The organism is Methylorubrum pseudosasae, from assembly GCF_029504475.1.
Classification (GTDB): domain Bacteria; phylum Pseudomonadota; class Alphaproteobacteria; order Rhizobiales; family Beijerinckiaceae; genus Methylobacterium; species Methylobacterium extorquens.
In genome coordinates this window covers 3803335-3826926 of record NZ_JAQGDU010000002.1, presented here as the reverse complement: position 1 = coordinate 3826926, position 23592 = coordinate 3803335, and the positions used below count along the sequence as shown (strand labels likewise).

Sequence of the window (23592 nt, the reverse complement as noted above, 5' to 3'; positions counted from 1 at the left end):
GCCGATCATGTCCAGCCCAGACTTGCCGCAGGCTGAACGCTCCGTCGAGGCGGGGGCCGGGGGTGGAACCCGGCCGAGGGGCGCGGGCCCTGCGCCGCGGCCGGCCTCGTTCCGCCTGCGCCGCCTCGCGCTGGCGGGGCCGACGCTGGCCATCGCCGCGACCATCGCCGCCCTGGCGCTCGCGGCCTACGGTGTACCGGAGACGTGGCTCGGGCGCGCCGTGCTCGGGCTCTTCGTCGTGCTGATGGCGTGGCAGAGCTTCACCGCGTGGCAGTATCTCTACGGGCTCATCGCCGCACTGATGGGCGACCGCGCCCTGTCCGCGCTGGAGCGCCGCGCCGCGGCGATTTCGACCCGTCCCACGGGCTTGAGCCGCACGGCGGGGGTGGTGGCGATCCATGCCGAGGACCCGCTAGCGGTGTTCTCCGCCATCCGGGTCATGGCCCGCTCGCTCCAGCGCGAGGGCGGCGACGGTTCGGACATCGACATCTTCGTCCTCTCCGATACCCGCGAAGGTGCGATCAGCGCGGTCGAGGAGCACGAATTCGCCCGCATCCAGGCCTGGAGCCAGCGCGAAGGCCGCGGCATGCCGCGCATCCGCTACCGCCGCCGCGCCGACAATTCCGGGCGGAAGGCGGGCAACATCGCCGAGTTCTGCGCCACCTACGGGCACGAATACGACTTCATGATCGTGCTCGACGCTGACAGCCTGATGACCGGCGCCGCCATGCGCCGGCTCGCCCGGCTGATGGAGGAGAACCCGCGCACCGGGCTGATCCAGACCGTTTCCTACGCCGCCGGCCGCGACACCCTGTTCGCGCGTATCCAGCAATTCGCCGTGCGCCTCTACGCGCCGCTCTCCTTGCGCTGCCTTGAGACGTGGCAGGGGCCGGACGGCTCCTACTGGGGTCACAACGCGATCCTGCGCATCGAGGCGTTCGCGAACAACGCCGAGCTTCCGGTCCTCTCCGGCAAGCCGCCTTTGGGCGGCGAGATCCTCTGCCACGACATCGTCGAGGGGGCGCTACTGCGCCGCGCCGGCTGGGACGTGCGCCTGCTGCCGGAGATGGGCGGCACCTGGGAGGAGATGCCGACCAACCTCATCGACCTGCTTGGGCGCGAGCGGCGCTGGTGCCAGGGCAACCTGCAGCATCTCCGCGTGCTGCCGATGAAGGGGCTGCTCGGCGCCAGCCGCTGGCATCTCGGCGTGGGTATCCTCGGCTACTGCGTCTATCCGCTCTGGATCGCCTTCCTCGCGCTCGGCACATGGCAGGCGGTGCGCTCCGGCGAACCTGGGCTCATCGGCTACGGCCTCGACGGCGGCAACGCGGCGGCCTGGGCGCTCGCCGCCCTCGTCATCGCGGTGATGGCGCTGCCGAAGCTCCTGAGCCTCGGCTACGTCCTCGCCTCGGCCCGGCGCCGGGCGGATTTCGGCGGCACCCGCTCGCTGCTGGTCAGCGCGGCGCTCGAACAGGCGATCTGGGTCTTGCTCTGGCCGGTGATGGCGCTGTTCGCGGCAGGCGCCGTGGTGACGACCCTGTTCGGGCGGGTGGTTCGCTGGGACGCGCAGTCCCGCGACGATCGTAGCGTGCCATGGCGTGAGGCGTTCCGCCTTCAAAGCGACGCGGTCGCGGCGGGCGGGGCGCTCGCGGTGCTGCTCGCCTTCGGCAATTCCTGGCTCGCCCTGTGGATGGCGCCGGTCGCCCTCGCTTTGCTGACGAGCCCGTTCCAGAGCGTGCTCACCAGCAGCACCCGCCTCGGCCTCGGGTCGAAGGCGCGCGGCCTCTTCCTCACCGAGGACGACACGCGCCCGGCTCCGGAACTGCTCGAACTGCACCAGAGCCGCACCGCCGGTGCCGAGCCGGCAGCGATCACCGCCGCGCCGTCCCCGTGGCTCCCGGTGACCATCGACGAGGCGAGCGCGCCGACCCTGCGCTGAGCCTTCGTCGAAGTGGATTACGGTTCGGCGTGAGGGCGAAGTCCCCGGTGCTCATAAGCCCCGAGGATCGGCGCGGATAAGCCGTCGGGCTACTTGCCCTCGAGCACTTCGATCGGGTTCGTGCGCTGGGTGGGCGCGGGCTCGCGGGTGAGGGTGCTCCCACCCTTCCTGTCGCCGCGGCTGGCTGCACCGCTGCCATCGGACTTCCCGGCGGAGTCGAGAGCGGGCTGTGTCGGGACCGCGCCGCTTGCCAGTTCGAGGCAGGTCAGCAGTTCGACATAGGACGGGAAGCCACCGGCCTGGAATTGCTGCGTGCATTGCGTCCTGGCCGCGGCCGGAAACTCGCTCCAGCGCTTCTTCAGATCCCGCTCGGCGCCGCGCTCGGAATTGAGGCAGGCATCCGCGCTGACATTGTCGCTGAGCGTCTTCTGCACCCGCTGTGCGGATTGGCAGGTCGCCGCGACGTCGAGCTTCGGCGGTCCATCCTCAGCCCACGCTGCGCCGCAGACAAGGCCGAGGGACAGCGCGGCAAGGAGGAGGGGCGTACGGTTCATCATGGCGGTTTTCGTCCCGTTGGGGGCTCGTAGACCCGACAACGCACGGAGCCCCGCAACAGCCACGCGCCTTCGCACAATTCGGAACTGCGTCACTCGGTCGGCCGATGCGCGCCCGTCAGAGCGGCGTCGAGATCGCGAAGCAGGTCGTCCGGATCTTCGATGCCGGTGGAGAGGCGCAACAGGTCGGGCGGGCAGGGGGTGCCCGGCCCCTCGACAGAGGCGCGGTGCTCGATGAGGCTCTCCACGCCGCCGAGCGAGGTGGCCCGCTTCCACAGAGCCACCCGCGCGGCGGTCTCGATCGCCGCCGCCTCGCCGCCGGCCACGCGGATCGAGAGCATGTAGCCGAACCCGCCCGTCATCTGCCGCGCGGCAACCGCGTGGCCGGGATGGTCGGGCAGCCCCGGATAGAGCACCGCACTCACGAGCGGATGCGCGGAGAGACGCTGCGCGAGGTGGAGCGCCCCGGTGCTCTGGGCGGCGGCGCGCAAGGGCAGCGTGCGCAAGCCCCGCATCAGCAGGTAAGCTTCGAAGGGACCGAGGATCGCGCCCCAGCCGCCGCGGATCGCCACGAGACGATCCCAGAACGCATCCTTGCGCGCCCCGGCCAGGACGCCGGCCACCACGTCGGAATGGCCGTTCAGGATCTTGGTGGCCGAATGCATCACGATGTCGGCCCCGAGCGTCAGCGGCCGGGTCAGGATCGGGCTCGCGGCGGTCGAGTCCACGGCGACCCGCGCCCCGGCGGCATGGGCGATCTCGGCGATGCGGGCGATGTCGGCGACCGTGCAGAGCGGGTTGCCGGGCGTCTCGATCCAGACGAGTCGGGTCTTGCCGGGCCGGATCGCGGCACGCACGGCCTCGGGGTCGTCCATCGGCACGAAATCGACCGCGAGGTCGAGGCGCGGCGCCTCCTGCCGCAGCCAGCGACGCAGCCCCCAATACATGACTTCAGGCGCGATCACGTGGTCGCCGCGCTCCAGCGCGCAGAACACGGCCGACGCCGCCGCCATGCCGGAGCCGAACAGGAGGGCGCCCGCCTCCGCCCGTTCGAGCGCGGCGATCACGTCCTCCGCCTCGCGCGTCGTGGCGTTGTCGGGCCGGGCGTAGACGAAGCCGGAGCGGTAGGCGTTGTCGGGGTCGCGCAGATAGGTGGTCGAGAGATGAAGCGGCGGCACCACCGCCCGCGTCACCGGATCGATCCGGCCGAGCGCCTGCGCGGCCAGCGTCGCCGGCTGCCATTCCGCGGGCGACAGCGCCTCCGAGGGGGCTGCATCGGAAGTGCCGTGAGGCGCGTTGGACCGGCTCATGGGTTTCCTCGCTCGAGGTCGGATCGCAATGCCGGCTTGAGCGAATCCGCCGGACCGGGCAAGGCGAAGAAATGAGCGACGGAGCATTGCACAGCGCATGAGCGCACTGGACATCCCCGAGCGGCCGGCCCTGCCGCCGATCCCGCGGCTTGCTGCCGCGATCCTCCCCGTCCTCCTGGTAACGGCGGTGGGGTCGCTCTCGACCGGCGCCAATATCGAGGAGTGGTACACGACGATCCGCAAGCCGGCCTTCAACCCGCCGAACTGGGTGTTTCCGCTGGCTTGGACCGTCCTCTACACCCTGATCGCCGTCTCGCTCTGGCGGCTGCTCGGCGCGCGCCCGGTGCCGGGGCCGGCCCGGAAGGCATGGTGGCTGGCGCTCGCCGCCTTCGGCGCCCAACTCGTCCTCAATGCCGCCTGGACACCGGTCTTCTTCGCCGCCCACCAACTCGGCCTCGCGCTGATCGTCGCGCTCGCCATGCTCGTGATGATCCTGTGGACGATCCGCCTCTCCTGGCGCTTCGATCGGGCCGCGGCGTGGCTGCTCGTGCCCTACGCCGCCTGGGTGGCGTTTGCCTGCCTGCTCAACGGAACGATCTGGCAGATGAACTGAGGCTCGAGGGCGCATCCCGACGAAGGGCGCGCCGGCTCGTCGAAACGCGGTGCCTCAAACCCAGGATCGAGAGTTGCCGGTCCGATGCAATCGGGTCGGATACGGTTCGCTTGCATCGTCTCGAAAGGGCGTGGCTGGCTTTCGGCCGAGAGAAGATGCGTTAAGCCGCCAGCGCCCGCGTCACCGTGGAGCGCAGGTCGGCCAGGGAGAAGGGCTTGGTCAGCACGTCGGTGACGATGGCATCGAGGCCGCGGGCGCGTTCGCGCTGGTCGGCAAAGCCCGTCATCAGCAGGATTGTGAGATCGGGATAGTCGCGCTTGGCCGCGAGCGATAGCGCGATGCCGTCCATCAGCGGCATGCGGATATCGGTCAACATCAGGTCGAATCCGCCGCCGGCCTCCGACAGGCGATCGAGGCCGTCGCTGCCGTCGATGGCCGTGACGACGGTGTGACCGTCCAACTCCAGCCCGCGCTTGAGGAAGCCGCGAACCGTATCCTCGTCATCCACGAGCAGGATGCGCGCCATGGTCGGGCGTCCTCTACCGTTCCTTCGATGTGGATCGTCGCGCCCGAGTGACCGCTGGGAAGCGCGGCCTGTCAAGCCTCATGCGCCGACAGAGTTCCATCGGCGGTCGATTTCAAGCAAGTCTCGCGTTCTTATCAGGAATTTGCCTGACCGGGATTGATGGTCAGGTGCCGCCGAACAGGTCGGCGTCGCTGCTGTCGTAGTCTACCAGGCCGACAAAGGGGAGTTGGCGGAAGGCGTGGGCGGCGTCCATGCCGTAGCCGACGACGAACACGTCCGGGCAGGTGAAACCGACGAAATCCGCGTCGATCGTCACGGCACGCTTGCCCGGCTTCTCCAAGAGCACCGCGGTCAGCACGCGCTTGGCGCCGCGGGCCATCAACAGATCCTTGGCGAAGACGACGGTGCGGCCGGATTCGAGGATGTCATCGACCAGCAGCACGTCACGCCCGCGCACCTCGCTCTGAACGTCGCGCAGGATCTCGACCTGGCCCGAGGAGACGGTGGAGTTGCGGTAGCTGGAGAGATGCACGAACTCGACCTGCGGCGAGAGCCCAGCCCGGTGGAGCGACCGCAGCAGGTCGGCGGCGAACATGAAGCTGCCCTTGAGCACCGCGACGACGAGCAGGTTCTCGGGCTTGGCCGCGACGATCTCGTCGGCCAACTCGTCGTTGCGCTTGGCGATCGCCGCCTCGTCGAACAGGACGCGGACGCGTTTCGATGCGTTGCTCATGCGGCTCGTGATGGTTTCGCGGAATGTTCCAACGGCACGAACCGCCCTCGGCCATGCCACGCCGCACCATACCATGCGCAGCGGGCTCCGCCAGCGCTACGGACCTGCGCAACCGACGCGCCCGCGGCCGGATCGGCGCAATCCACAGCTGTGAACCGGAATGCGACGGGGGCATTCACGAGCTTGCTCTAATGGGTCTCACCGGCGCCCGCGCCGACGGCGGCATCATCCGAGAAGCGCACCTCGACCTGTCGGCCCTTCTCCGGGGGAGCCGAGAGGCTCGCCTTAAACCGCGCCCGCTCGCCGGGCTCCAGGGCCGCGCGCGGTCCCGGAACGGTCCAGCGGTAGAGCGACTGCCCCCCGGCGTCGCGGACCTCGACCTCGATCGCCGGCACGGCGACGCGGTCCCGGGCAACCGCCACGAGGTCCCCCTCCACAACGAGCCGGGCGGGGTTGCTGCCGTCGGCAGCGACCTGAAACGCCGCGAAGTCTGTAAGATCGATGCCGCGCAAATTCACCGGCAGGCCGACGCGGGCGAACAGCCCCGCCGTCTGCGGCATCGCCCGCACGACGCTGGCGCGCCCGAGGAGCGCCAGCGGTAGGGCGGCGGCAAGGACGAGGCAGGCGGCAAGCGCCGGGGAGAGGCGCCGGGCCTTGCGTTTCGGCTTGCTCCGTTTGGAGGCCTTCCCGGTGCTCGGACGCGGACGCGGCACGGGTTCGTCGGCCGGTGCTTCGGCTGGCGGCGACTCCGGGGATGGCGGAGCGGCGCTGGTCTCGGGCTCCTCGGCCGCCGACATCTCGTCGAACATCGCGGCCACCACCTCGTCGGACGAGATGAACCATGTCTCGCGGCAGGCCGCGCAGCGCACCGAGCGCCCGCTGGTGCCGACGCGGTCGGCATCGATGCGATACTCGCTGGCGCAGGCCGGGCAGACGATCAGCATGGGATGGGGTAAGCCGCGTCGGTGTCGGGTCCCGGCAGCGGGTTGCCGCGCTCTCGAAAAGGACACAAACGTTCTCACCGAGTAGGGTTAACCGGCGGTGAAGCTGGGTATGGCACAGCGGTCCTGTGTCGCGTGCGAAGCGTGGAGTGAGCGGGCCTTGTCGGCTGGGATGAAAACGGGCAGCCTCCTGTCCGGCGCGGAGGAGCCCGTCGTCCGGTTCGAGAGCGTCGGCATGCGCTACGGCCTCGGGCCGGAGGTGCTGTCCGATGTGAGCTTCGAGATCGCACCGCATTCCTTTCAGTTCCTCACCGGCCCGTCCGGGGCGGGCAAGACGACGCTGCTGCGCCTAATCCTGCTCTCGGTGCGCCCGACCCGCGGCATCGTCTCGGTGTTCGGCCGGGAGGTGAGCGGGATCTCCAACGACGCGCTCACGGGCCTGCGCCGCCGCATGGGCGTGGTGTTCCAGGATTTCCGCCTGCTCGATCACCTGACGACCTACGAGAACGTGGCCCTGCCCCTGCGCGTGCAGGAGCGGGCGGAGGCGAGCTACCGGGCGGAGGTCGTCGAATTGCTGCGTTGGGTGGGCCTGGGCGAGCGCATGCACGTTCTGCCGCCGCTGCTGTCGGGCGGCGAGAAGCAGCGCGCGGCGATCGCACGGGCCCTGATCGCGCGGCCGGAACTGCTGCTGGCCGACGAGCCCACCGGCAACGTCGATCCGAGCCTCGCCCGGCGCCTGCTGCGGCTGTTCATGGAATTGAACCGGCTCGGCACGTCCGTGGTGATCGCCACCCACGATTATGGCTTGATGGATCTCGTCGAGGCGCGCCGGATGGTGCTCGCCGACGGCCGGCTGCGGGTGGAAGGGCCATGAACGACGTGCGCTCCCCCACCCGGAGCAACGCGGCCGCGGCGAAAGCGGCGGCCTCCGCGTCCGAGGCGCCGCTTCCGGCCAACCTGCGCCGCAATGCGCCCCTGGTGCCGACTGATTCCGCCGCGAGCCGGGCGCTTGCGGCGGTCATCGCGATCCTTACTTTCCTCGCGGCACTCTGCGCGGGTGCGGCGGAGATCGCCGTCTCCAGCGCCAGCCAGTGGCAGGGCAGCGTCGCGCAGGAGGTGACGGTGCAGATCCGGCCCGGAGCCGGGCGCGACATCGAGGCGGACGTGAAGCGGGCCGAAAGCCTCTCACGCGCCGCGCCGGGCATCGTCGGAGCGCGCATCTTCTCCAAGGCGGAATCCGAGCGGCTGCTCGAACCCTGGCTCGGAAGTGGTCTCGACATGTCGGACCTGCCGGTTCCACGCCTGATCGCGCTGACGCTCGCGAGCGACCGGAGCCCCGACCTGACCGCTTTACGCGCCGCACTCACCGAGGCGCTTCCGGGCGTGGCGAGCCTTGACGACCACGCGCTCTGGCTTCAGCGCCTCTCGACCATGGCCAACACCTTCGCCGGCATCGGCATCGGCATCGTCCTGCTCGTCCTGTTCGCCACCGGGCTCGCCGTAGTCTTCGCCACCCGCGGCGCCATGGCCGGCAATCGCGAGGTGGTCGAGGTGCTGCACTTCGTAGGCGCCGACGACGACTACATCGCCAAGGCCTTCCAGAGCCGCTTCTTCCGCTTAGGTTTGAGGGGAGGGGCGCTGGGTGCGGGCGCCGCGCTGCTCACCTGCGCACTCGCCGGCCTGTTCGCGCGGATGTGGCGCTCGGGACCAGCGGGCGAGGAGATCGAGGCGCTGTTCGGGACGTTCCAGATCGGCTGGCAGGGTTACGCGATCATCGTGCTCATCGGCGTGATCGCGTCCCTCGTCACGGCGGCCGTGTCGCGCTTCACCGTGCGCCGGTTCCTCCGATAGAGTCAGGTCGATCGAACCCGTTAACGTTTCGACAACCATTGGGAACCGAGAGTCCCGGCATCGACATCGTTCATGAGCCCCTGTTCCGTCCGTCATGCTTCCGCGAGTGCCCCGCCGACAGGCGGCCGGCCCGGGCCGGCTCCCAAACGAATCTCCCTCGGAGTCCCACCGCGAGGCGCTCGGATGGTCCTGGGTAGCGGACCTGTCGGCCTACGCCTCGTCGCAGCCCTCCGCCGCTCGAATGATTGAGGCCCCTGCGCGGCCGGGGCGCGGCATCCGGCTCCTTCGGGCCTTCGTCGGCCTTTCCCTCCTCGGCCTACTCGCGCTGGCAGGCGGCTTCCTCGCCTTCGTTGCGGTGGTCGAGCGGACCGACCGGCCGGGCCTGGACGGCGTCGACGGCATCGTCGCCATGACCGGGGGCTCGCAACGGGTCGGCGATGCCATCGATCTGCTGGCGGAGGGCCATGGCAGGCGGCTGCTGATCTCCGGCGTCAACGAGCGCACCACCCGCGACGAGATCGTGCGCCTCAACCCGTCACAGGAGCACTGGATCACCTGCTGCGTCGATCTCGATTACCGGGCGCGCAACACCATCGGCAACGCCATCGAGACCCGGCGCTGGATGCGGCGCCACAGCTTCGGCACCGTCGTGGTCGTGACGTCGAACTACCACATGCCGCGCACCCTGGTGGAGTTGCGCCACGCCCTGAAGGACGGCGAGACGCTGATCCCCTATCCCGTCGTCTCCGATGGGCTCGATGTCAGCCGCTGGTGGGCGGATCCGGCGGTCACCCGGCTGCTCGGGGCCGAATATCTCAAGTTCCTGGTCGCCTGGGGACGGACCCGCTTCGAGTCCGACCCGGAGCAGTCACGCTTCGCCGTGCTGATCGGGCGACGCCAACCGGTGAAGGTCGTGGCCGAACGGTTGCTGCGCGAGGCGAACTGACGGGCGCGGCAGCCCCACCCATGATCGGCAAAGCGTGTCGACGCTTCAGGCCCGCCATGCCGCTGCCAAAGGCAAGAAGCCGGAAGGGTCAGGCGGGCGGCATCAGCGCGCTCAACGCCCTCAGGATCGTATCGAACGTCACCGGCTTCTCGAACCGTGGTACGGCGGCGTACGCCTCTGGAATGGCGCCAGCGTCGTAGCCCGTCACGAACACGAAGGGTGTGCGCCGGGCGATCAGCCGCTCGGCAACGTCGTAGGCGCGCGCGCCCCTGAGCCCGAGGTCGAGAATCGCCCCGTCCACGACGATGGCGGGGTCGAGGATGTCCAGGGCCGCTTCGACGCTGGCGACCGGACCGTGGACGACGGCCCCGGCCTTTTCCAAGCCATGGCGCAGCTCATCGGCCCAGAAATAATCGTCCTCGACGACCAGAATGCGTCGGTTCAGGAGGGCACTGACCGGCACGGGGGCACTTCCTCCAATTTTTTAGCGCGTCGAGATGCACGCGGGCTTCGCGTGAGGCCACCCCTCGGCACCATCATTCCAGACCACATGATTAACATGGGCTAGTTTGCGTGGCGTATCACTCGTTCGCGAAAAATCATCTAGAAATTGTGCAGGCCCGAATTCGGCGGACGGCTGATCTGCAGCAAGGATCTGGCCAGGACCGGACGTTTGATGCACAGGAACCGTCTTCGACACCGGCACTCGCCAGGCTCCCCGTAACGACTGTCGCATGACCGCGCTCCTCCCCCCCGCTCTCGAAGATTTCCGCCGCGTCGTCGTGAAGGTCGGCTCGGCCCTCCTCGTGGATCGCGCGCGGGGACGCCTGCGTCACGCGTGGCTCGCCGCCCTCGCCGAGGACATCGCCGACCTGCATGGTCGCGGCGTCGATGTCGTCGTCGTCTCCTCCGGCGCGATCGCGCTCGGGCGCACGGTGCTGGGCCTTCCGCCCGGTGCGCTGCGCCTGGAGGAGAGCCAAGCCTCGGCGGCGGTGGGCCAGATCGCGCTCGCCCGGTACTGGACCGAGGCGCTCGGTCACCACGACATCGTCGCGGGACAGGTGCTGGTGACGCCCAAGGACACCGAGGAGCGCCGCCGCTACCTCAATGCCCGCGCGACCGTGCAGAAACTCCTCGAAGTGCGCGCGGTCCCGGTCGTCAACGAGAACGACACGGTAGCGACCGCCGAGATCCGCTACGGCGACAACGACCGGCTGGCAGCGCGGGTTGCCACCATGATCGGCGCCGACGTGCTGGTGCTGTTCTCCGACATCGACGGCCTCTACACCGCGCCGCCCCACACCGACCCGCAGGCGCGCCACCTTCCCGTGATCGAGCGGGTGACCCCGGAGATCGAGGCGATGGCCGGAGGGCCCGCTTCCGATCTGTCGCGCGGCGGCATGCGCACCAAGGTCGAGGCGGCCAAGATCGCCGCCAGCGGCGGCACCCACATGGTCATCGCCGACGGGCGCGGAAAAAACCCGCTCCGCGTGGTCCGCGAGGGCGGGCGCTGCTCGTGGTTCCTGTCGGGCTCGACCCCCACCGCCGCGCGCAAGACCTGGATCGCAGGCTCGCTGGACGCCTCCGGCACCCTTGTCGTCGATGCCGGCGCCGCCCGCGCGCTTCAGGGCGGGGCGAGCCTGCTGCCGGTGGGCGTCACCGCCATCGAGGGGAGCTTCGCCAAGGGCGACACGGTGCTGATCCGCGGACCCGAGGGGCGCATCCTCGGGCGGGGGCTCGTGGCCTATGACAGCGCGGACGCCGCCGCCATCATCGGCCGCTCCAGCCGCGAGATCGCCGCCGCCTCGGTCCAGGCCGGACGCACGGAGATGATCCACCGCGACGACCTTGCAATGATCGGGGCCTGACGCGGCAACTTAACATCGACGCTTGTTCAACCCCAAGGCGATGTGCAAAGGGGCGCGGGAGGATGCATATGCATTCAAATGCGAAATCGCGCCGCCCCAGCGGTGCCAGACGGGAAGCACGAGCGTGCCTGTCCTGAATCTCAAGTCCGATCTCGCGGACGCCGACGACCTCGAGACGCTGATGGCCGGCATCGGCCGGCGCGCCCGCGCCGCCGGCCGGGCCATGGCGCTCGCGCCGGCGCAGACCAAGGATCTCGGCCTGCGGGCCATCGCCGAGCAGATCCGCGCCAGCGCCCCGGCGATCCTGCGCGAGAACGCGCGGGACGTCTCCGCCGCGCAGGCCGCGGGCCTCACAAACGCGATCATCGACCGCCTGACCCTGGACGAGGGCCGGGTCGCGGCGATCGCCGAAGCCGTGGAGAAGGTCGCGGGTCTCGCTGATCCGGTCGGACGCCAGCTCGCCGCCTTCGAGCGGCCGAACGGCCTCTTGATCGAGCGCATCTCGGTGCCGCTCGGCGTCGTCGGCGTCATCTTCGAGAGCCGCCCCAACGTGACGGCGGATGCGGGTGCGCTCTGCCTCAAGGCCGGCAACGCCGCGATCCTGCGCGCGGGCTCGGATTCACACCGCACCGCGACCGCCATCGCGGCGGCGATGAGCGAGGGCCTCGCCCGCGCCGGCCTGCCTGCGGATGCGATCCAGCTCGTCCCGACCCGCGACCGGGCCGCGGTCGGCCTGATGCTCACCGGCCTCGGCGGCTGCGTCGACGTGATCGTGCCCCGCGGCGGCCGCAGCCTCGTGGAGCGCGTCCAGGCCGAAGCCAAGGTGCCGGTCTTCGCCCATCTCGACGGCATCTGCCACGTCTACGTGGCCGAAGGCGCCGACCTCGGCATGGCGCGCAGCCTGCTCCTCAACAGCAAGATGCGGCGCACCGGCATCTGCGGCGCCGCCGAGACGCTGCTCGTCGATGCGGCGGTCGCCGAGACCCACCTCAAGCCGCTGGTCGAGGCGCTGCTCGAATCCGGTTGTGCCGTGCGCGGCGACGCGGCGACGCAAGCCGCCGACCCGCGGGTGAGTGCGGCGACTGACGCGGACTGGCGCACCGAGTATCTCGACGCGATCATCTCCGCGAAGGTGGTCGAGGGGCTCGATGCGGCGATCGCTCATATCGAGGCCAACGGCTCGCACCACACCGACGCGATCATCACCGACGACACCGACGCCGCCGCGCGCTTCCTCAACGAAGTCGATTCGGCGATCGTGACCCATAACGCCTCGACGCAGTTCGCCGATGGCGGCGAGTTCGGCTTCGGCGCCGAGATCGGCATCGCCACCGGGCGGATGCATGCCCGCGGCCCGGTCGGCGTCGAGCAGCTCACCACCTTCAAGTACCGCGTCCACGGCAGCGGCCAGACGCGGCCGTGACGCGCTGACGGCGGTTCTTCTGCGCGATCACAGGCTACCGCCGGCCGCGCCCGGCATGCGGATCGGCCTCTACGGCGGTTCGTTCAACCCGGCGCATGCGGGGCACCTACATGTCAGCCGCACCGCCCTGCGGCGCCTTCGGCTCGACCGGGTCTGGTGGCTCGTCACGCCCGGCAACCCGCTCAAGGACCATGGCGTGCTCGCCCCGCTGGATGACCGGGTGGCGCAGGCGCGGGCGCTCGCCACCGATCCGCGCATCGCGGTCACCGGCTTCGAAGGGGGGATCGGCAGCCGCTACACCGCCGATACGCTGCGCTGGCTGGTCCGGCGCCAACCCGCTCTTCACTTCGTGTGGATCATGGGTGCGGATTCGCTCGGTACCTTCCATCGCTGGCGCCGTTTCGACGAGATCCTGTCGCTGATGCCGGTCGCGGTGATCGACCGTCCCGGCTACACCCTCACGGCGCCTTCGGCGAGGGCGGCGCAGGCTTTCGCGTCGGCCCGAATTCCGGAGGCGGACGCTCCCACCCTGGCGATCCGCCCCACGCCGGCCTGGACCTTCCTCCACGGCCCGCGCTCCGCCTTGTCCTCCACCGCTCTGCGCACGCGGTAACGGGGCCCCCTGCCGACGGATCTCCTGCCAGCGATATGATGTCGAGGCGCGCCGACGCCGCGGTCTACGACACGAAGAAAGAGACGGTCGCATCCGTTTGAAAGCCACCGGTTACGGTGCCGAGCCGGGCCGCATCCGCGCTCGCCGCACGGCGCCCGCTCGCAGCGTGGCCGTCCTCCGATCGGTGGCAAAAGCGTCTATGAGATAGGCGCGCGACGCCGCGTTTTGCCTCCCCAATCGCGGCACAGGAGGCTTAGGGCGCTTCTTCCGCTTGAAAAGTGGGCCGAAAGCGGCCAATTTCAGCCCGTGGCGGGATCGCCGCGAATTGATCTTCAGGAACCGAGACCCTGTCCGCACACATTCCACACGTCGGTGTCAGCTCCGATGCCGAGCCTGCCTCCTCCGACGCGCTGAAGGCCCTGGCCCTCGGATGCCTCGATGAGATGAAGGCCGAGGAGACCGTCGAGATCGACCTCGCGGGCAAGACCTCGCTCGCCGATACGATGATCATCGCGTCCGGCCGCTCGCAGCGCCATGTCGGCTCGATCGCCGACAAGATCATCCAAGAGATGAAGGCCAAGGGATTCGGCAACGCCCGCGTCGAGGGCATGCCGGCCTGCGACTGGGTGCTGATCGATGCGGGCGATATCCTCGTCCACATCTTCCGCCCCGAAGTCCGCGGCTTCTACAACCTCGAGAAGATCTGGGGCGCCGACCGGCCGTCGGGCGCACTTCTGGCGGGCTAAAACCCTGATCAGGGCAGCGCGGCGGTCACCTCGTCGCGCGAATCGACTTGGTCGGAGAACTCCGCCTCCTGGCGTAGCAGCCGGCCGAGCCAAGCGTGACGGATTTCCAGAACGAAGCGGAAAGCGTGGGCGCCGGTGGCGTCGTGGCTGACCGTCAGGGTGCCCGGCGTCAGCCATTGCGGCAGGATGAGCCGGAAGCCCGGAAGATCGATGACGTAGCGCTCGCTGCGAAACACGAGCGCCCGATCCTCCACCAGAACCCGCAGACTCATGCCGAGCCCGGCGCCGACCCGCTCCTCAAGCCCCGTCGGTCCCCGGAAGCGCTTGGCCGAGTGGATCGCCTGCGGGAAGCCTGAGCCGCGGGCGTAGAGTCGCGTCCAGATCTGGCTGTTGCCGGCGCCGTCCTGGGTGACGGCGACCACGCTCGGCACGTTGGCGATCCGAGCTGTCGGCAGTGGGGCGCCGACGAGGCGCAAGACCTGGGCGAGCAGCCAGCCGAGCCGGGTCAGTTCGGTCTCGACCACCCGCCCGGCATAGACCGCACTTTCGCCCTCGCCGAGCCGCTTGGAGAAGCGCCGCCGCACGGCAGGCGGCAGCCGCGCCCAATCCGCCTCCGGCACCAGCGCGCGAAAACGCAGGTCGAGCAGTTCCGCCGGGCGGACCGGGGCTGCGTTCGAAATGGCGGCTTTGCCGGCAGCGCGCATTAAGGGCCTCCTCAGACACTCCCCCGGACGCCGGACGCCCGGCCGGCAGGGGATCAGGCCTCGGACTTCACGGGCAGGTAGCGGACGATGCGTCCGCCGAGCCGGATCAGCTTGGCCAGGGTGTTGTGAGGCACGTTCAGCATTTGCGCGTACCAGCCGTCGAGCGTCTGGGTGAAGTCGAGCATCGCCTTGAGCCGCCGCGCGGCCACGGCCCCGACCCGCGGATCGCCCTCCGCCTCGGCCACGCATTCCCGCAGGGCCTTAAGCGCTGGGTCGATCTCCCGCTCCTTGCGGCCGGCGGCGATGCGGGTGACCATCTCCCACAGGTCCGTCTCGGCGACGAAGAAATCCCGCCGCTCGCCCAGCACCGGCACCCGCCGGATCAGGCTCCAGCCCGCCAGTTCCTTCAGCGAGTTCGAGACGTTCGAGCGGGCAATGCCGAGCGTCCCCGCAATGTCCTCCGCCGCGAGCGGCTTGTCGGAAAGGTAGAGCAGGGCGTGGATCTGAGCGACGGAGCGGTTCACGCCCCATTGCCCGCCGAGATCCCCCCAATGGAGGATGAATCGCTCGACCGCGAGCGCGAGGGTTTGCGGCTGGTCTGAAGTTTCTGTCATGACAGAAACTTCAGACCAAACGAGACGGATGTCAAGCTCCCTGGTTCAGGCTCGTCTCGGCCCTTGCTTTGTGACGGGCTCGTCCGCTCAGCCGACCGAGAATCGGTAGGTGCTGATCGAGGTAAAAACCTCGCCCGGCCTCAGGACCGTGCTCGGAAAGTTCGGGTGGTTCGGCGCATCGGGAAACCCCTGCGTCTCGAAGCAGACGCCGTCGCCCGGGCGGTAGGTCCGGCCGGACGGGCCGACCAGCGAGCCGTCGAGATTGTTGCCGCTATAGAGCTGCAGCGCCGGCTGGGTCGTCGCGATGTCGAGGCGCCGCCCGCTGGCCGGGCAGAAGCAGGAGGCTGCCGGGCGCAGCGTGCCGGCGGGATCTCGCAGAGCGAAGGTATGGTCGTAGCCGCTCGCGATCACGATCTGCTCGTCGCCCAGCCGAATGCGCGCACCGAGCGGCGTGGGCTCGCGGAAATCGAAGGGCGTGCCGGCAACGGGTGCGATGATTCCGGTCGGGATCTGCGTTGCGTCGGTCGGAGCGTAGGCGTCGGCGTCGATCTGCACGACATGATCCATCACATCGCCCGTGCCCTCGCCGGCGAGGTTGAAGTAGCTGTGATTGGTCAGGTTCAGCACCGTCGGCCGGTCGGTCTCGGCGCGGTAATCGATGCGCAGCGTTCCGGGCTCGGGCAGGCTGTAGACGACCTCCACGTCGAGATTGCCGGGAAAGCCCTCCTCGCCGTCGGGGCTGCGCCGCCTCAGCACGACCCGTGTTTCGTCCGCCTCCGTCATCTGCCAGAGGCGCTTGGCGAAACCCTCGGGGCCGCCATGCATGGAATTGGGCGGCTCGTTGATCGGCAGTTCGAAGGGGGTCCCGTCGAGGGTGAAGCGCCCCTTGGCGATGCGGTTGGCGTAACGCCCGGCAATCGCCCCGAAATGCGGGCTCACGGTCTCGTAGCCCTCCACCGTATCGAGGGCGAGGACGACGTTGGCGTAGCGGCCCTCCCGGTCCGGCACCTCAATGGCGGTGACGACCGCGCCGTAATCGATCACTTGAACCCGCAGATCGTCGCGCACGAGGGTGTACCGCGTGACGCGCTCACCCGCCCGCGTCGTTCCGAATGGCTCTGACCGCATCTCTGGCTCCCGTCGTGACCGGGAACTACGCGCGAGAGGCCGCGCGGGTGGCATGAGGCCGGTCGTTTCGCGCCAGCCGATTTCTTGCTGGCACCGTCAGACCGGGGCCGCCTGCGCTTTCGATACGCCCGAATCGTCCGACAATTGCAGCCGGTGCAGGCGCGCATAGGTCCCGCTCGCGGCCACCAGCTCGTCGTGGCGCCCGAGTTCGATCACCCGACCCGCCTCCAGCACCGCAATGCGGTTCGCCTCGCGAACGGTCGAGAGGCGGTGGGCGATCACCAGCGTCGTGCGCCCGCACATCAGCCGCTCCAGCGCTTCCTGCACGAGGTGCTCGGATTCGGAATCGAGGGCGGAGGTCGCCTCGTCGAGCAGCAGGATCGGCGCATTCTTGAGGAAGGCACGGGCCAGCGAGATGCGCTGGCGCTCACCGCCCGAGAGCCGGCCGCCGCCCGGCCCGACCCGAAATGCGTAGCCCTCGCCCAGACGGCTAATGAACCCGTGGGCCGCTGCGGCCCTTGCGGCCGCCTCGATCTCGTCCTGCGTCGCGCCGGGCCGGCCGAAGCCGATATTGGCGGCGACGGTGTCGTCGAACAGCACGACTTCCTGCGACACCACCGCGATCGCCGCGCGCAGGGAGGCGATGGTCACGTCGCGCACATCGGTGCCGTCGATCAGAACCCGGCCCGCCGTCACGTCCTGAAGCCGGGGGACGAGGTTGAGCAGCGAGGATTTGCCGGAGCCGGAGCGCCCGACGAGTGCCGTGGTCGAGCCTGCGGGCACCACGAGGTCGATCCCCTCGAGGGCCGGCGCGTCGGCCCGGTAGCGGAAATGCACGTTCTCGAAGCGGATCTCGCCCCGTGACACCCTGAGCGGACGGGCCGATGCGGATTCGCGGATCGTCGGCTGCTCGTCCATCAGGGCGAAGTAGCGCGTCAGCGCCGCCGCCGCCTCCTGCAGGATGGCGTTGAGGGTGCCGAGCGCCCGGGCCGGCTGCGCGGCGAGGAGGAGCGCGGCGACGTAGCCGGTGAAGTCGCCGACGGTGCGGTCGCCCGACATCACCCGCTGGCCCACCAGCACCAGCACGCCGGCCACCGCGAGACCGCCGCCGATTTCCATCAGCGGGTCGAGCCGTCCGCGCGCGTTGGCCGCCTTCATCTTGAGGCGGCGCACCTCGTCCAGAGCCTGCGCCGCGCGGTCCTTGAGGTAACCTTCGAGGGCGTAGGTCTTGGCGACGCGGGCGCCCTGGAGGCTCTCGGTGATGAGGCTCGCGGTGGCGCCCATCTGCTCCTGGGTCGTGGTCGAGACCTGGCGCAACCGCTTGCCGATCCGGTTGACCGGGCCGGCGACAAGAGGCGCCGTCACCGCGGCGGCGAGCGTCAGCAGCGGGTCCATCCAGACCAGCGCGATCACCAGGGCGGCCAGCATCGCCACATCGCGCAGCAGCACCGTCGAGATGCGGGTCAGCGCCTCCTTGATGAAGGCGAAATCGGTGGTGAAGCGCTGGGTGAAGGCCGCCGGGCTCTCGCGGCCGAGCTGGGCGAGGTCGGCATCGATCAGGTGGGCATAGAGCGCGGCCTGCATGTCGGCCTCGACGCGGGTGACGACCCGGTTGGTCAGCACCGTCTGCCCGAACAGGGCGAAGCCGCGTGCGGAGGTGACCGCGATGACGATGAGCGGGCCATAGGCGAGGGAGCTCATGTCTTTGCGGTCGAACGCGTCGAAGGCGGCCTTGATGAGGGCGGGGTAGAGCCCCGTCGCCACGCCGACGACGGTGATGAGCACGAGCACCACCGCGAGCGTGGCGCGGTGCGGGGCGAGCCACTCCCGCCAGAGCCGCCCGAGCAGGGGAAGGGTGTCGCCTCTCAGGAGCGGCCGGCGCGCCATCATGTACCGTGTCTGTGCTGACCCCGGCGGAACGCCGGGGCCCGCGGTGTTTGCAGCGGTAAGGGCCGTGGATCAAGCGCAGGCGGTTACCCGCCGCGAACCCGGCCGCCGCGCAATACTCGCCCTAGTGCCGGTGGCGGTGCGCAACCGGTCTGCTCCAGGGAAGGTTCTCCCTATTGGCTGCCCGGCCCGTTCTCCGCTGAACAATCGCAACCCAGCCCTTGGCGATGTGATAATGTTACATTATCACCGCGACCGAGCGGAGGAGTTTCGGCATGGGTTTGGGCGTAGGGCGCGGCGTCGCCATTTTTGTTATGCTGTGGCTCGGCCTTGCACCGTCGATGGCCGCGGCGGACGGCGCGCGGCTGAAGGCGGTGGCGACCTTCTCGATCCTGGCCGACCTCGTGGCGCAGGTCGGCGGCGAGCAGGTCGCCGTAACGAGCCTCGTCGGGCCGGATGCCGACGCTCACGGCTACTCCCCCACGCCGGGCGACGCCCGCAAGCTGGCCGAGGCGAATCTCGTCGTCGTCAACGGCCTCGGCTTCGAGGGCTGGATGGAGCGGCTGATCAAGGCTTCGGGCACCAAGGCGCCGGTCACCGTCGCCTCCAAGGGGGTGAAGACGGTCGCGGGCAGCCACGACCACGATCACGCCGAGGATCACGGACACGATCACGGCGACCACCCCGATCCGCATGCCTGGCAGAACGTGGCGAATGCCAAGCTCTACGTCGCCAACATCCGCGACGGCCTCAGCGCCGCCGACCCGGATCACGCCTCGCTCTATGCCGCGAACGCCGCCGCCTACACGCAGAAGCTCGACGCGCTGGACGCGGAGATCCGCGCGGCTCTGGGCGCCATCCCGGAAGAGCGGCGGCGCATCATCACCACGCACGATTCCTTCGGTTATTTCAGCGCGGCCTACGGCATGCGCTTCCTGGCGCCGCAGGGCATCTCCACGGATAGCGAGGCCGGTCCGAAGGATGTCGCCCGCATCATCCGCCAGATCCGCCGGGACAAGGTGCCGGCGGTGTTCGTGGAGAGCATCGCCGACCCGCGGCTGATGCAGCAGATCGCCCGCGAGAGCGGCGCCAAGGTCGGCGGGCGGATCTACTCCGACGCACTGAGCGCGCCGGGCGGGCCGGCCCCCGGCTATCTGGAGATGATGCGCGCCAATCTCAGCGCGTTCCGGGACGCGCTGAGCTGACGGGGGATCGCGTCCGTCCGGGGATCAGGCCGGCGCCAGAATCGGCCGGCCGCTCGCCCATCTTGACCCGGCGTCCCAGAGATTGGTCGAACCGTCCCCTCGGGGCCGCGGCCCTGTCTCAGCCGCCGGTCATCGGCGGGAAGAACGCGATCTCCTGCGCTCCGGCGATGGTGCTGCCGGGCTTGGCGTGGACCCGGTCGATCGCCGCACGCACCACGCCTTCATTCTCGAAGGCGTAGGCGTATTCCTCGCCCCGCGTCTTCAGCCAGCCGATCAGGTCGGCGACGGTGGCGATGCCATCGGGCGGGCTCACCGTCTCTTCGGGCTTGCCCACGCGCTCGCGAACCCAGGCGAAGTAGACGAGCTTCATCGCATTCATCCCCGGCGGCGCCTCGCAGTGCCGCGTCAAAGAATCCCAAATCAATCAGCGCGGGTCGTCGATCACGTGCCGGATCCCGGCCCTCATGTAGTCCCAGCCGGTGTAGAGCGTGAGGGCCGCGGCGAGCCAGAGCAGGACGATGCCGGCAGTGAGGCTGCCGGGAAGGACGGCCTCGCCGGCCGGGCCGGCGACAAGAAAGCCGAGGGCGATGAGCTGGACTGTCGTCTTCCACTTGGCGATCCGGCTGACCGGCAGGCCGACCTTCAGCTCCGCCAGATACTCGCGCAGGCCGGAGACCAGCACCTCGCGGCACAGGATGACGATCGCCGCCCAGAGCGACATGCCGGCGATGGTGCGGTCGGCCGCCAGCATCAGGAGGAGGGCGGCAACGAGGAGCTTGTCGGCGATCGGATCGAGCATCCGCCCGAGCGCCGAACTCTGCGCCCAGGCGCGGGCGACGTAGCCGTCGAGATAGTCGGTGATCGCGGCGGCCACGAACACGCCGAAGGCGGTCCAGCGCGCGGCGAACTCGTCCGGCCAGAACAGCAGGACGACGACGACCGGCACCGCGACGAGGCGGCCGTAGGTGAGGCAGTTCGCGAGCGTCCAGGCCTGCGACCGGCGTCGGGGGAGGACGGCGTTCATCGCCGGGGTGAAATCACGGGCGGCGGGGGGCGTCAACCGCGGCGTCGCTGCATCGGGTACGGGCTCTCTCGGCACGGGGCTCGGCTCAAGCATTGGCATGGAAGAAGTCGTAGACCGCCCGCGCGGTGGCGGCGTTTACGCCCGGCGCCTTGGCGAGATCCTCCAAGGCGGCGCGTTCGATGGCTTTCACCGTGCCGAAATGGTGCAGCAGCGCGCGCTTGCGAGTGGGGCCGATCCCGGCAATCTCGTCGAGCGGGTTTTTCGTCATCTCGCGCTTGCGCCGGGCCCGGTGGGTGCCGATGGCGAAACGGTGGGCCTCGTCGCGCAGGCGCTGCACGAAATAGAGCACGGGATCGCGCGGCGGCAACTTGAACGGGCTGCGGCCGGGCACGAAGAACGTCTCGCGGCCGGCATCGCGGTCACGGCCCTTGGCGATGCCGACCAGCGGCACGCCGGTCACGCCGATCTCGGCGAGCGAGGCGCGGGCGGCCTCCAGCTGTCCGGCGCCGCCGTCGATCAGAACGAGGTCGGGCCAGGCGGGGAAAGCGTCGGGATCGTCTTGCACTTCGGCCACCGCCGGAACGGCCTGGTCCGCAGTCTGCGGTTCGCCGGCCTCGCCCTCCCGCGGCGTGCGCGGCGCCTCCTTGGCCAGCCGCTTGAAACGGCGGGTCAGCACCTCACGCATCATCCCGAAATCGTCGCCGGGGCTCAGCTCCTCCGACTTGATGTTGAAGGTGCGGTAATGCGTCTTCATGAAGCCGGTCGGTCCGGCGACGATCATGCCGCCAACCGCGGCCGTGCCGGAAATGTGCGAGTTGTCGTAGACCTCGACGCGGCGCGGCGGCTTGTCGAGGCCGAAGGCTTGGCCCAAAGCCGTCAGCAACTTGCCCTGCGAGGCGGTGTCGGCGAGCCGGCGTCCGAGCGCCTCCTTGGCGTTGCGCTGCGCGTAATCGACGAGGTTCTTGCGCTCGCCCCGCTGCGGCTGGTGAACCTCGACGCGGTGCTCGACCCGGCTCGACAGGGCAGCGGCCACGAGTTCGGCATCCTCGATCGTGTGGCTGACGAGGACGAGTTTCGGGGCGGGCTTGTCGTCGTAGAACTGCGAGATGAACGAGGCCAGCACCTCGTCCGCGCTCATGGAGCGATCGGCCTTCGGGAAGTAGGCGCGATTGCCCCAGTTCTGGAAGTTGCGGAAGAAGAACACCTCGATGCAGAACTGGCCCGCCTGCTCGTCGATGGCGAACACGTCGGCCTCCTCGACCCCTTGGGTGTTCACCCCCTGCACGCCCTGGATCGCCGAGAGCGCGGCGATACGGTCGCGGAAGCGCGCGGCACGCTCGAATTCGAGCGCCTCGGAGGCGCGCTGCATCTCCTCGCGCATCCGGTCCTTCACTGCGTTCGACTTGCCCGAGAGGAAAGCGCGGGCGCTGTCGGCGAGCGCGCTATAGTCCTCGAGGGCGATCTCGCCGGTGCAGGGGCCGGAGCAGCGCTTGATTTGGTAGAGCAGGCAGGGCCGGGTGCGGTTCTCGTAATAGCTGTCCGAGCAGGTCCGCATCAGGAAGGCGCGCTGGAGCGCGTTCACCGTGCGGTTGACCGCCCAGACATTGGCGAAGGGGCCGTAGTAGTTGCCCTTGCGGCGGCGCGCGCCGCGATGCTTGACGATCTGCGGCGCCGGCCCGTCGCTGGTCAGCAGGATGTAGGGGAACGACTTGTCGTCGCGCATCAGCACGTTGAAGCGCGGCTTCAACTGCTTGATGAGGTTGGCTTCCAGCAGCAGCGCTTCCGTCTCGGTCGCCGTGGTGACGAACTCCATCGCCGCCGTCTGGGCGATCATGCGGGCGATACGGTTGGAATGCGCCTGGCCGCGGGCGTAGGAGCCGACGCGGGCCTTTAGGTTCTTGGCCTTGCCGACGTAGAGCACGTCGCCCTTGGCGTCGAACATCCGGTACACGCCCGGCGAGTTCGGCAGGGTCGACCAGAACCGGCGGATGATCTCAGTGCCCGCCTGGACGGCACCGGGCTCGAAATCGAAGTCGATCTCGGGCGCCTCGTCGAGGGAGGCAGCCTCGGTCTCGTCCTCGTCGAACCCGTCGGGCGGGACGTCGTCGAAGGCGGATCGGGTCGCGCGGCTCATGGCCCCGATGTAAGCCGCGGCGATTCCGGTTGAAAGGGCCGCGGCGGCCTGAGCCAGGACAATCGCTTCGCGCGATCGCCCTGCGACGCGGAGCGTCAGTCGAACAGGGCGTCGATGTCCGACTGATCGACGTGGCCGGGATCGTCCTGAAGCTTCGGCCCGTTGAGGAGCGAGCTCTCGTCGTTCTCGTCGACCGCGGCCGTCTCGACCGCGAGCAGGTCGCGGAAGCCTTCGAGCCCGCTCCAGGCCTCAATGACGCGGTCGAGATGCTCCTCGACGAATTTCAGCACGTTGACGATCTTGCTGATGCGCTGACCGGTGAGATCCTGGAAGTTGCAGGCCTCATAGGCCGAGATGACGTTGTCGAGGATGCCGTCGACATTCTCCTGCGCCGCCTTGGTCAGACGCAAGCCGCGCATCATGTTGGCGTTGGTTTCGATCCGTTCGATGCTGCCGAGGATCGTCGAGGTGGCTTGCTCGGTCGATTCGACCACCGCATCGAGTTCGCCGGCGACGCGGCGCATGCCCTTGCCCGTGGTCTCGGAGCGGTGAAGGCTCGCGATCTCGCCCTTGGTGCGGGTGATCGCTTCCTTCATCACCTCGAGTTCGTGGCGCATGGCGAACGCTTCGCCGAGCTCGCGGCGGCAGGCTTCGATGGTCTCGCCGGCACTGGCCTGCGTGATGCGACGCAGGTCGTTGATCGCCGTCAGGATTTCGTCGAGCCGCGGATTCGGAGCTGACTCCGCCGGAGCCGCAGAGATACCGGCCGCCGGAACGGGCAAGCCCAGGCTTTCCTCGATGCGGTAGCGCTTGGTGATCATCGGTCGGACAGG

24 protein-coding genes are annotated in these 23592 nt (G+C 69.4%); 10 read left to right on the top strand and 14 right to left on the bottom strand.

Annotation, left to right across the window (positions count from 1 at the left end; translation table 11 throughout):
- The first annotated feature begins 7 nt into the window (after positions 1-7).
- Complete coding sequence (mdoH, locus tag M2437_RS19095) at positions 8-1939, top strand: glucans biosynthesis glucosyltransferase MdoH (RefSeq protein ID WP_253388378.1); 1932 nt, start codon at positions 8-10, stop codon at positions 1937-1939.
- Between the two features lie 89 nt (positions 1940-2028).
- On the opposite strand, the gene M2437_RS19090 is transcribed toward mdoH, so the two are convergent.
- The gene (locus M2437_RS19090; protein ID WP_253388377.1) at positions 2029-2496 is read right to left on the bottom strand and encodes a hypothetical protein; all 468 of its coding nucleotides are present in this window, start codon (positions 2494-2496) and stop codon (positions 2029-2031) included.
- A gap of 89 nt (positions 2497-2585) precedes the next feature.
- A complete protein-coding gene (locus M2437_RS19085; protein WP_253388376.1) occupies positions 2586-3803 on the bottom strand; it encodes a trans-sulfuration enzyme family protein in 1218 nt (405 codons plus the stop codon).
- Between the two features lie 97 nt (positions 3804-3900).
- Between M2437_RS19085 and M2437_RS19080 the strand changes: the two genes are divergently transcribed.
- Complete coding sequence (locus tag M2437_RS19080; protein WP_003600585.1) at positions 3901-4416, top strand: TspO/MBR family protein; 516 nt, start codon at positions 3901-3903, stop codon at positions 4414-4416.
- A 160-nt stretch (positions 4417-4576) separates the two neighbouring features.
- Here M2437_RS19080 and M2437_RS19075 read toward each other — a convergent pair whose 3' ends face one another.
- From M2437_RS19075 to M2437_RS19065, 3 genes are all read right to left on the bottom strand, one after another.
- Positions 4577-4942 carry a response regulator gene (locus M2437_RS19075; protein ID WP_003600588.1) on the bottom strand — a complete coding sequence of 122 codons (366 nt, stop codon included), beginning with the start codon at positions 4940-4942 and terminating at the stop codon, positions 4577-4579.
- 163 nt (positions 4943-5105) lie between these two features.
- Positions 5106-5675 carry a hypoxanthine phosphoribosyltransferase gene (gene hpt / locus M2437_RS19070; RefSeq protein WP_003600590.1) on the bottom strand — a complete coding sequence of 190 codons (570 nt, stop codon included), beginning with the start codon at positions 5673-5675 and terminating at the stop codon, positions 5106-5108.
- Positions 5676-5863: 188 nt separating this feature from the next.
- Positions 5864-6619: a zinc-ribbon domain-containing protein gene (locus tag M2437_RS19065; protein WP_253388375.1), complete on the bottom strand. Its 756-nt coding sequence runs from the start codon at positions 6617-6619 to the stop codon at positions 5864-5866.
- Between the two features lie 169 nt (positions 6620-6788).
- Between M2437_RS19065 and ftsE the strand changes: the two genes are divergently transcribed.
- The 3 genes from ftsE (at position 6789) to M2437_RS19050 (ending at position 9413) form a co-directional block, all read left to right on the top strand.
- Positions 6789-7490, top strand: coding sequence for a cell division ATP-binding protein FtsE (ftsE, locus tag M2437_RS19060; protein WP_003600594.1), 702 nt, complete (start codon positions 6789-6791; stop codon positions 7488-7490).
- Positions 7487-8467, top strand: a complete 981-nt coding sequence (locus M2437_RS19055; RefSeq protein WP_253388374.1) for a cell division protein FtsX — start codon at positions 7487-7489, stop codon at positions 8465-8467. The genes ftsE and M2437_RS19055 overlap by 4 nt, the downstream gene beginning before the upstream one ends.
- Positions 8468-8708: 241 nt before the next feature.
- The gene (locus tag M2437_RS19050) at positions 8709-9413 is read left to right on the top strand and encodes a YdcF family protein (protein WP_147019527.1); all 705 of its coding nucleotides are present in this window, start codon (positions 8709-8711) and stop codon (positions 9411-9413) included.
- A gap of 88 nt (positions 9414-9501) precedes the next feature.
- Here the strand turns inward: M2437_RS19050 and M2437_RS19045 are convergent, their stop codons facing one another.
- Positions 9502-9876 carry a response regulator gene (locus M2437_RS19045; protein ID WP_253388373.1) on the bottom strand — a complete coding sequence of 125 codons (375 nt, stop codon included), beginning with the start codon at positions 9874-9876 and terminating at the stop codon, positions 9502-9504.
- A 271-nt stretch (positions 9877-10147) separates the two neighbouring features.
- Between M2437_RS19045 and proB the strand changes: the two genes are divergently transcribed.
- The 4 genes from proB (at position 10148) to rsfS (ending at position 14063) form a co-directional block, all read left to right on the top strand.
- Entirely contained in the window at positions 10148-11281 is a 1134-nt protein-coding gene (gene proB / locus M2437_RS19040) for a glutamate 5-kinase (protein ID WP_003600598.1), read from the top strand.
- 124 nt (positions 11282-11405) lie between these two features.
- Positions 11406-12704, top strand: a complete 1299-nt coding sequence (locus M2437_RS19035) for a glutamate-5-semialdehyde dehydrogenase (RefSeq protein WP_253388372.1) — start codon at positions 11406-11408, stop codon at positions 12702-12704.
- A 55-nt stretch (positions 12705-12759) separates the two neighbouring features.
- Positions 12760-13317 (top strand): nicotinate-nucleotide adenylyltransferase, encoded by a 558-nt coding sequence (locus M2437_RS19030; protein ID WP_253388371.1) that lies wholly within the window; start codon positions 12760-12762, stop codon positions 13315-13317.
- 443 nt (positions 13318-13760) lie between these two features.
- The gene (gene rsfS, locus M2437_RS19025; protein ID WP_003600601.1) at positions 13761-14063 is read left to right on the top strand and encodes a ribosome silencing factor; all 303 of its coding nucleotides are present in this window, start codon (positions 13761-13763) and stop codon (positions 14061-14063) included.
- An 8-nt stretch (positions 14064-14071) separates the two neighbouring features.
- On the opposite strand, the gene M2437_RS19020 is transcribed toward rsfS, so the two are convergent.
- The 4 genes from M2437_RS19020 to M2437_RS19005 form a co-directional block, all read right to left on the bottom strand.
- Positions 14072-14767, bottom strand: coding sequence for a DUF4166 domain-containing protein (locus M2437_RS19020; protein ID WP_253388370.1), 696 nt, complete (start codon positions 14765-14767; stop codon positions 14072-14074).
- Positions 14768-14820: 53 nt separating this feature from the next.
- Complete coding sequence (locus M2437_RS19015) at positions 14821-15381, bottom strand: GbsR/MarR family transcriptional regulator (protein WP_253388369.1); 561 nt, start codon at positions 15379-15381, stop codon at positions 14821-14823.
- An 87-nt stretch (positions 15382-15468) separates the two neighbouring features.
- On the bottom strand, positions 15469-16509 hold the full coding sequence (locus M2437_RS19010) for an aldose epimerase family protein (protein WP_253388368.1): 1041 nt from the start codon (positions 16507-16509) through the stop codon (positions 15469-15471).
- 96 nt (positions 16510-16605) lie between these two features.
- Entirely contained in the window at positions 16606-18399 is a 1794-nt protein-coding gene (locus M2437_RS19005) for an ABC transporter ATP-binding protein (RefSeq protein WP_253388367.1), read from the bottom strand.
- A 272-nt stretch (positions 18400-18671) separates the two neighbouring features.
- Here M2437_RS19005 and M2437_RS19000 point away from each other — a divergent pair, with 272 nt between their 5' ends.
- Positions 18672-19601, top strand: coding sequence for a metal ABC transporter substrate-binding protein (locus tag M2437_RS19000; protein WP_253388366.1), 930 nt, complete (start codon positions 18672-18674; stop codon positions 19599-19601).
- 118 nt (positions 19602-19719) lie between these two features.
- On the opposite strand, the gene moaD is transcribed toward M2437_RS19000, so the two are convergent.
- From moaD to M2437_RS18980, 4 genes are all read right to left on the bottom strand, one after another.
- Positions 19720-19971: a molybdopterin converting factor subunit 1 gene (gene moaD / locus M2437_RS18995; RefSeq protein ID WP_012454873.1), complete on the bottom strand. Its 252-nt coding sequence runs from the start codon at positions 19969-19971 to the stop codon at positions 19720-19722.
- A gap of 54 nt (positions 19972-20025) precedes the next feature.
- The gene (gene pgsA / locus M2437_RS18990; RefSeq protein ID WP_015951316.1) at positions 20026-20625 is read right to left on the bottom strand and encodes a CDP-diacylglycerol--glycerol-3-phosphate 3-phosphatidyltransferase; all 600 of its coding nucleotides are present in this window, start codon (positions 20623-20625) and stop codon (positions 20026-20028) included.
- 85 nt (positions 20626-20710) lie between these two features.
- Positions 20711-22759 (bottom strand): excinuclease ABC subunit UvrC, encoded by a 2049-nt coding sequence (gene uvrC, locus M2437_RS18985; protein ID WP_012254220.1) that lies wholly within the window; start codon positions 22757-22759, stop codon positions 20711-20713.
- 95 nt (positions 22760-22854) lie between these two features.
- The gene (locus tag M2437_RS18980; protein WP_003600613.1) at positions 22855-23580 is read right to left on the bottom strand and encodes a protein phosphatase CheZ; all 726 of its coding nucleotides are present in this window, start codon (positions 23578-23580) and stop codon (positions 22855-22857) included.
- Positions 23581-23592: the final 12 nt, after the last annotated feature.

What these genes read in the sequence shown, in the direction of transcription:
- mdoH (WP_253388378.1), top strand. Translation starts at nt 8, where the DNA reads ATGTCCAGCCCAGACTTGCCGCAGGCTGAACGCTCCGTCGAGGCGGGG.
- M2437_RS19090 (WP_253388377.1), bottom strand. Translation starts at nt 2,496, where the DNA reads ATGATGAACCGTACGCCCCTCCTCCTTGCCGCGCTGTCCCTCGGCCTT.
- M2437_RS19085 (WP_253388376.1), bottom strand. Translation starts at nt 3,803, where the DNA reads ATGAGCCGGTCCAACGCGCCTCACGGCACTTCCGATGCAGCCCCCTCG.
- M2437_RS19080 (WP_003600585.1), top strand. Translation starts at nt 3,901, where the DNA reads ATGAGCGCACTGGACATCCCCGAGCGGCCGGCCCTGCCGCCGATCCCG.
- M2437_RS19075 (WP_003600588.1), bottom strand. Translation starts at nt 4,942, where the DNA reads ATGGCGCGCATCCTGCTCGTGGATGACGAGGATACGGTTCGCGGCTTC.
- hpt (WP_003600590.1), bottom strand. Translation starts at nt 5,675, where the DNA reads ATGAGCAACGCATCGAAACGCGTCCGCGTCCTGTTCGACGAGGCGGCG.
- M2437_RS19065 (WP_253388375.1), bottom strand. Translation starts at nt 6,619, where the DNA reads ATGCTGATCGTCTGCCCGGCCTGCGCCAGCGAGTATCGCATCGATGCC.
- ftsE (WP_003600594.1), top strand. Translation starts at nt 6,789, where the DNA reads ATGAAAACGGGCAGCCTCCTGTCCGGCGCGGAGGAGCCCGTCGTCCGG.
- M2437_RS19055 (WP_253388374.1), top strand. Translation starts at nt 7,487, where the DNA reads ATGAACGACGTGCGCTCCCCCACCCGGAGCAACGCGGCCGCGGCGAAA.
- M2437_RS19050 (WP_147019527.1), top strand. Translation starts at nt 8,709, where the DNA reads ATGATTGAGGCCCCTGCGCGGCCGGGGCGCGGCATCCGGCTCCTTCGG.
- proB (WP_003600598.1), top strand. Translation starts at nt 10,148, where the DNA reads ATGACCGCGCTCCTCCCCCCCGCTCTCGAAGATTTCCGCCGCGTCGTC.
- M2437_RS19030 (WP_253388371.1), top strand. Translation starts at nt 12,760, where the DNA reads ATGCGGATCGGCCTCTACGGCGGTTCGTTCAACCCGGCGCATGCGGGG.
- rsfS (WP_003600601.1), top strand. Translation starts at nt 13,761, where the DNA reads ATGAAGGCCGAGGAGACCGTCGAGATCGACCTCGCGGGCAAGACCTCG.
- M2437_RS19020 (WP_253388370.1), bottom strand. Translation starts at nt 14,767, where the DNA reads ATGCGCGCTGCCGGCAAAGCCGCCATTTCGAACGCAGCCCCGGTCCGC.
- M2437_RS19015 (WP_253388369.1), bottom strand. Translation starts at nt 15,381, where the DNA reads ATGACAGAAACTTCAGACCAGCCGCAAACCCTCGCGCTCGCGGTCGAG.
- M2437_RS19010 (WP_253388368.1), bottom strand. Translation starts at nt 16,509, where the DNA reads ATGCGGTCAGAGCCATTCGGAACGACGCGGGCGGGTGAGCGCGTCACG.
- M2437_RS19005 (WP_253388367.1), bottom strand. Translation starts at nt 18,399, where the DNA reads ATGATGGCGCGCCGGCCGCTCCTGAGAGGCGACACCCTTCCCCTGCTC.
- M2437_RS19000 (WP_253388366.1), top strand. Translation starts at nt 18,672, where the DNA reads ATGGGTTTGGGCGTAGGGCGCGGCGTCGCCATTTTTGTTATGCTGTGG.
- moaD (WP_012454873.1), bottom strand. Translation starts at nt 19,971, where the DNA reads ATGAAGCTCGTCTACTTCGCCTGGGTTCGCGAGCGCGTGGGCAAGCCC.
- pgsA (WP_015951316.1), bottom strand. Translation starts at nt 20,625, where the DNA reads ATGAACGCCGTCCTCCCCCGACGCCGGTCGCAGGCCTGGACGCTCGCG.
- uvrC (WP_012254220.1), bottom strand. Translation starts at nt 22,759, where the DNA reads ATGAGCCGCGCGACCCGATCCGCCTTCGACGACGTCCCGCCCGACGGG.
- M2437_RS18980 (WP_003600613.1), bottom strand. Translation starts at nt 23,580, where the DNA reads ATGATCACCAAGCGCTACCGCATCGAGGAAAGCCTGGGCTTGCCCGTT.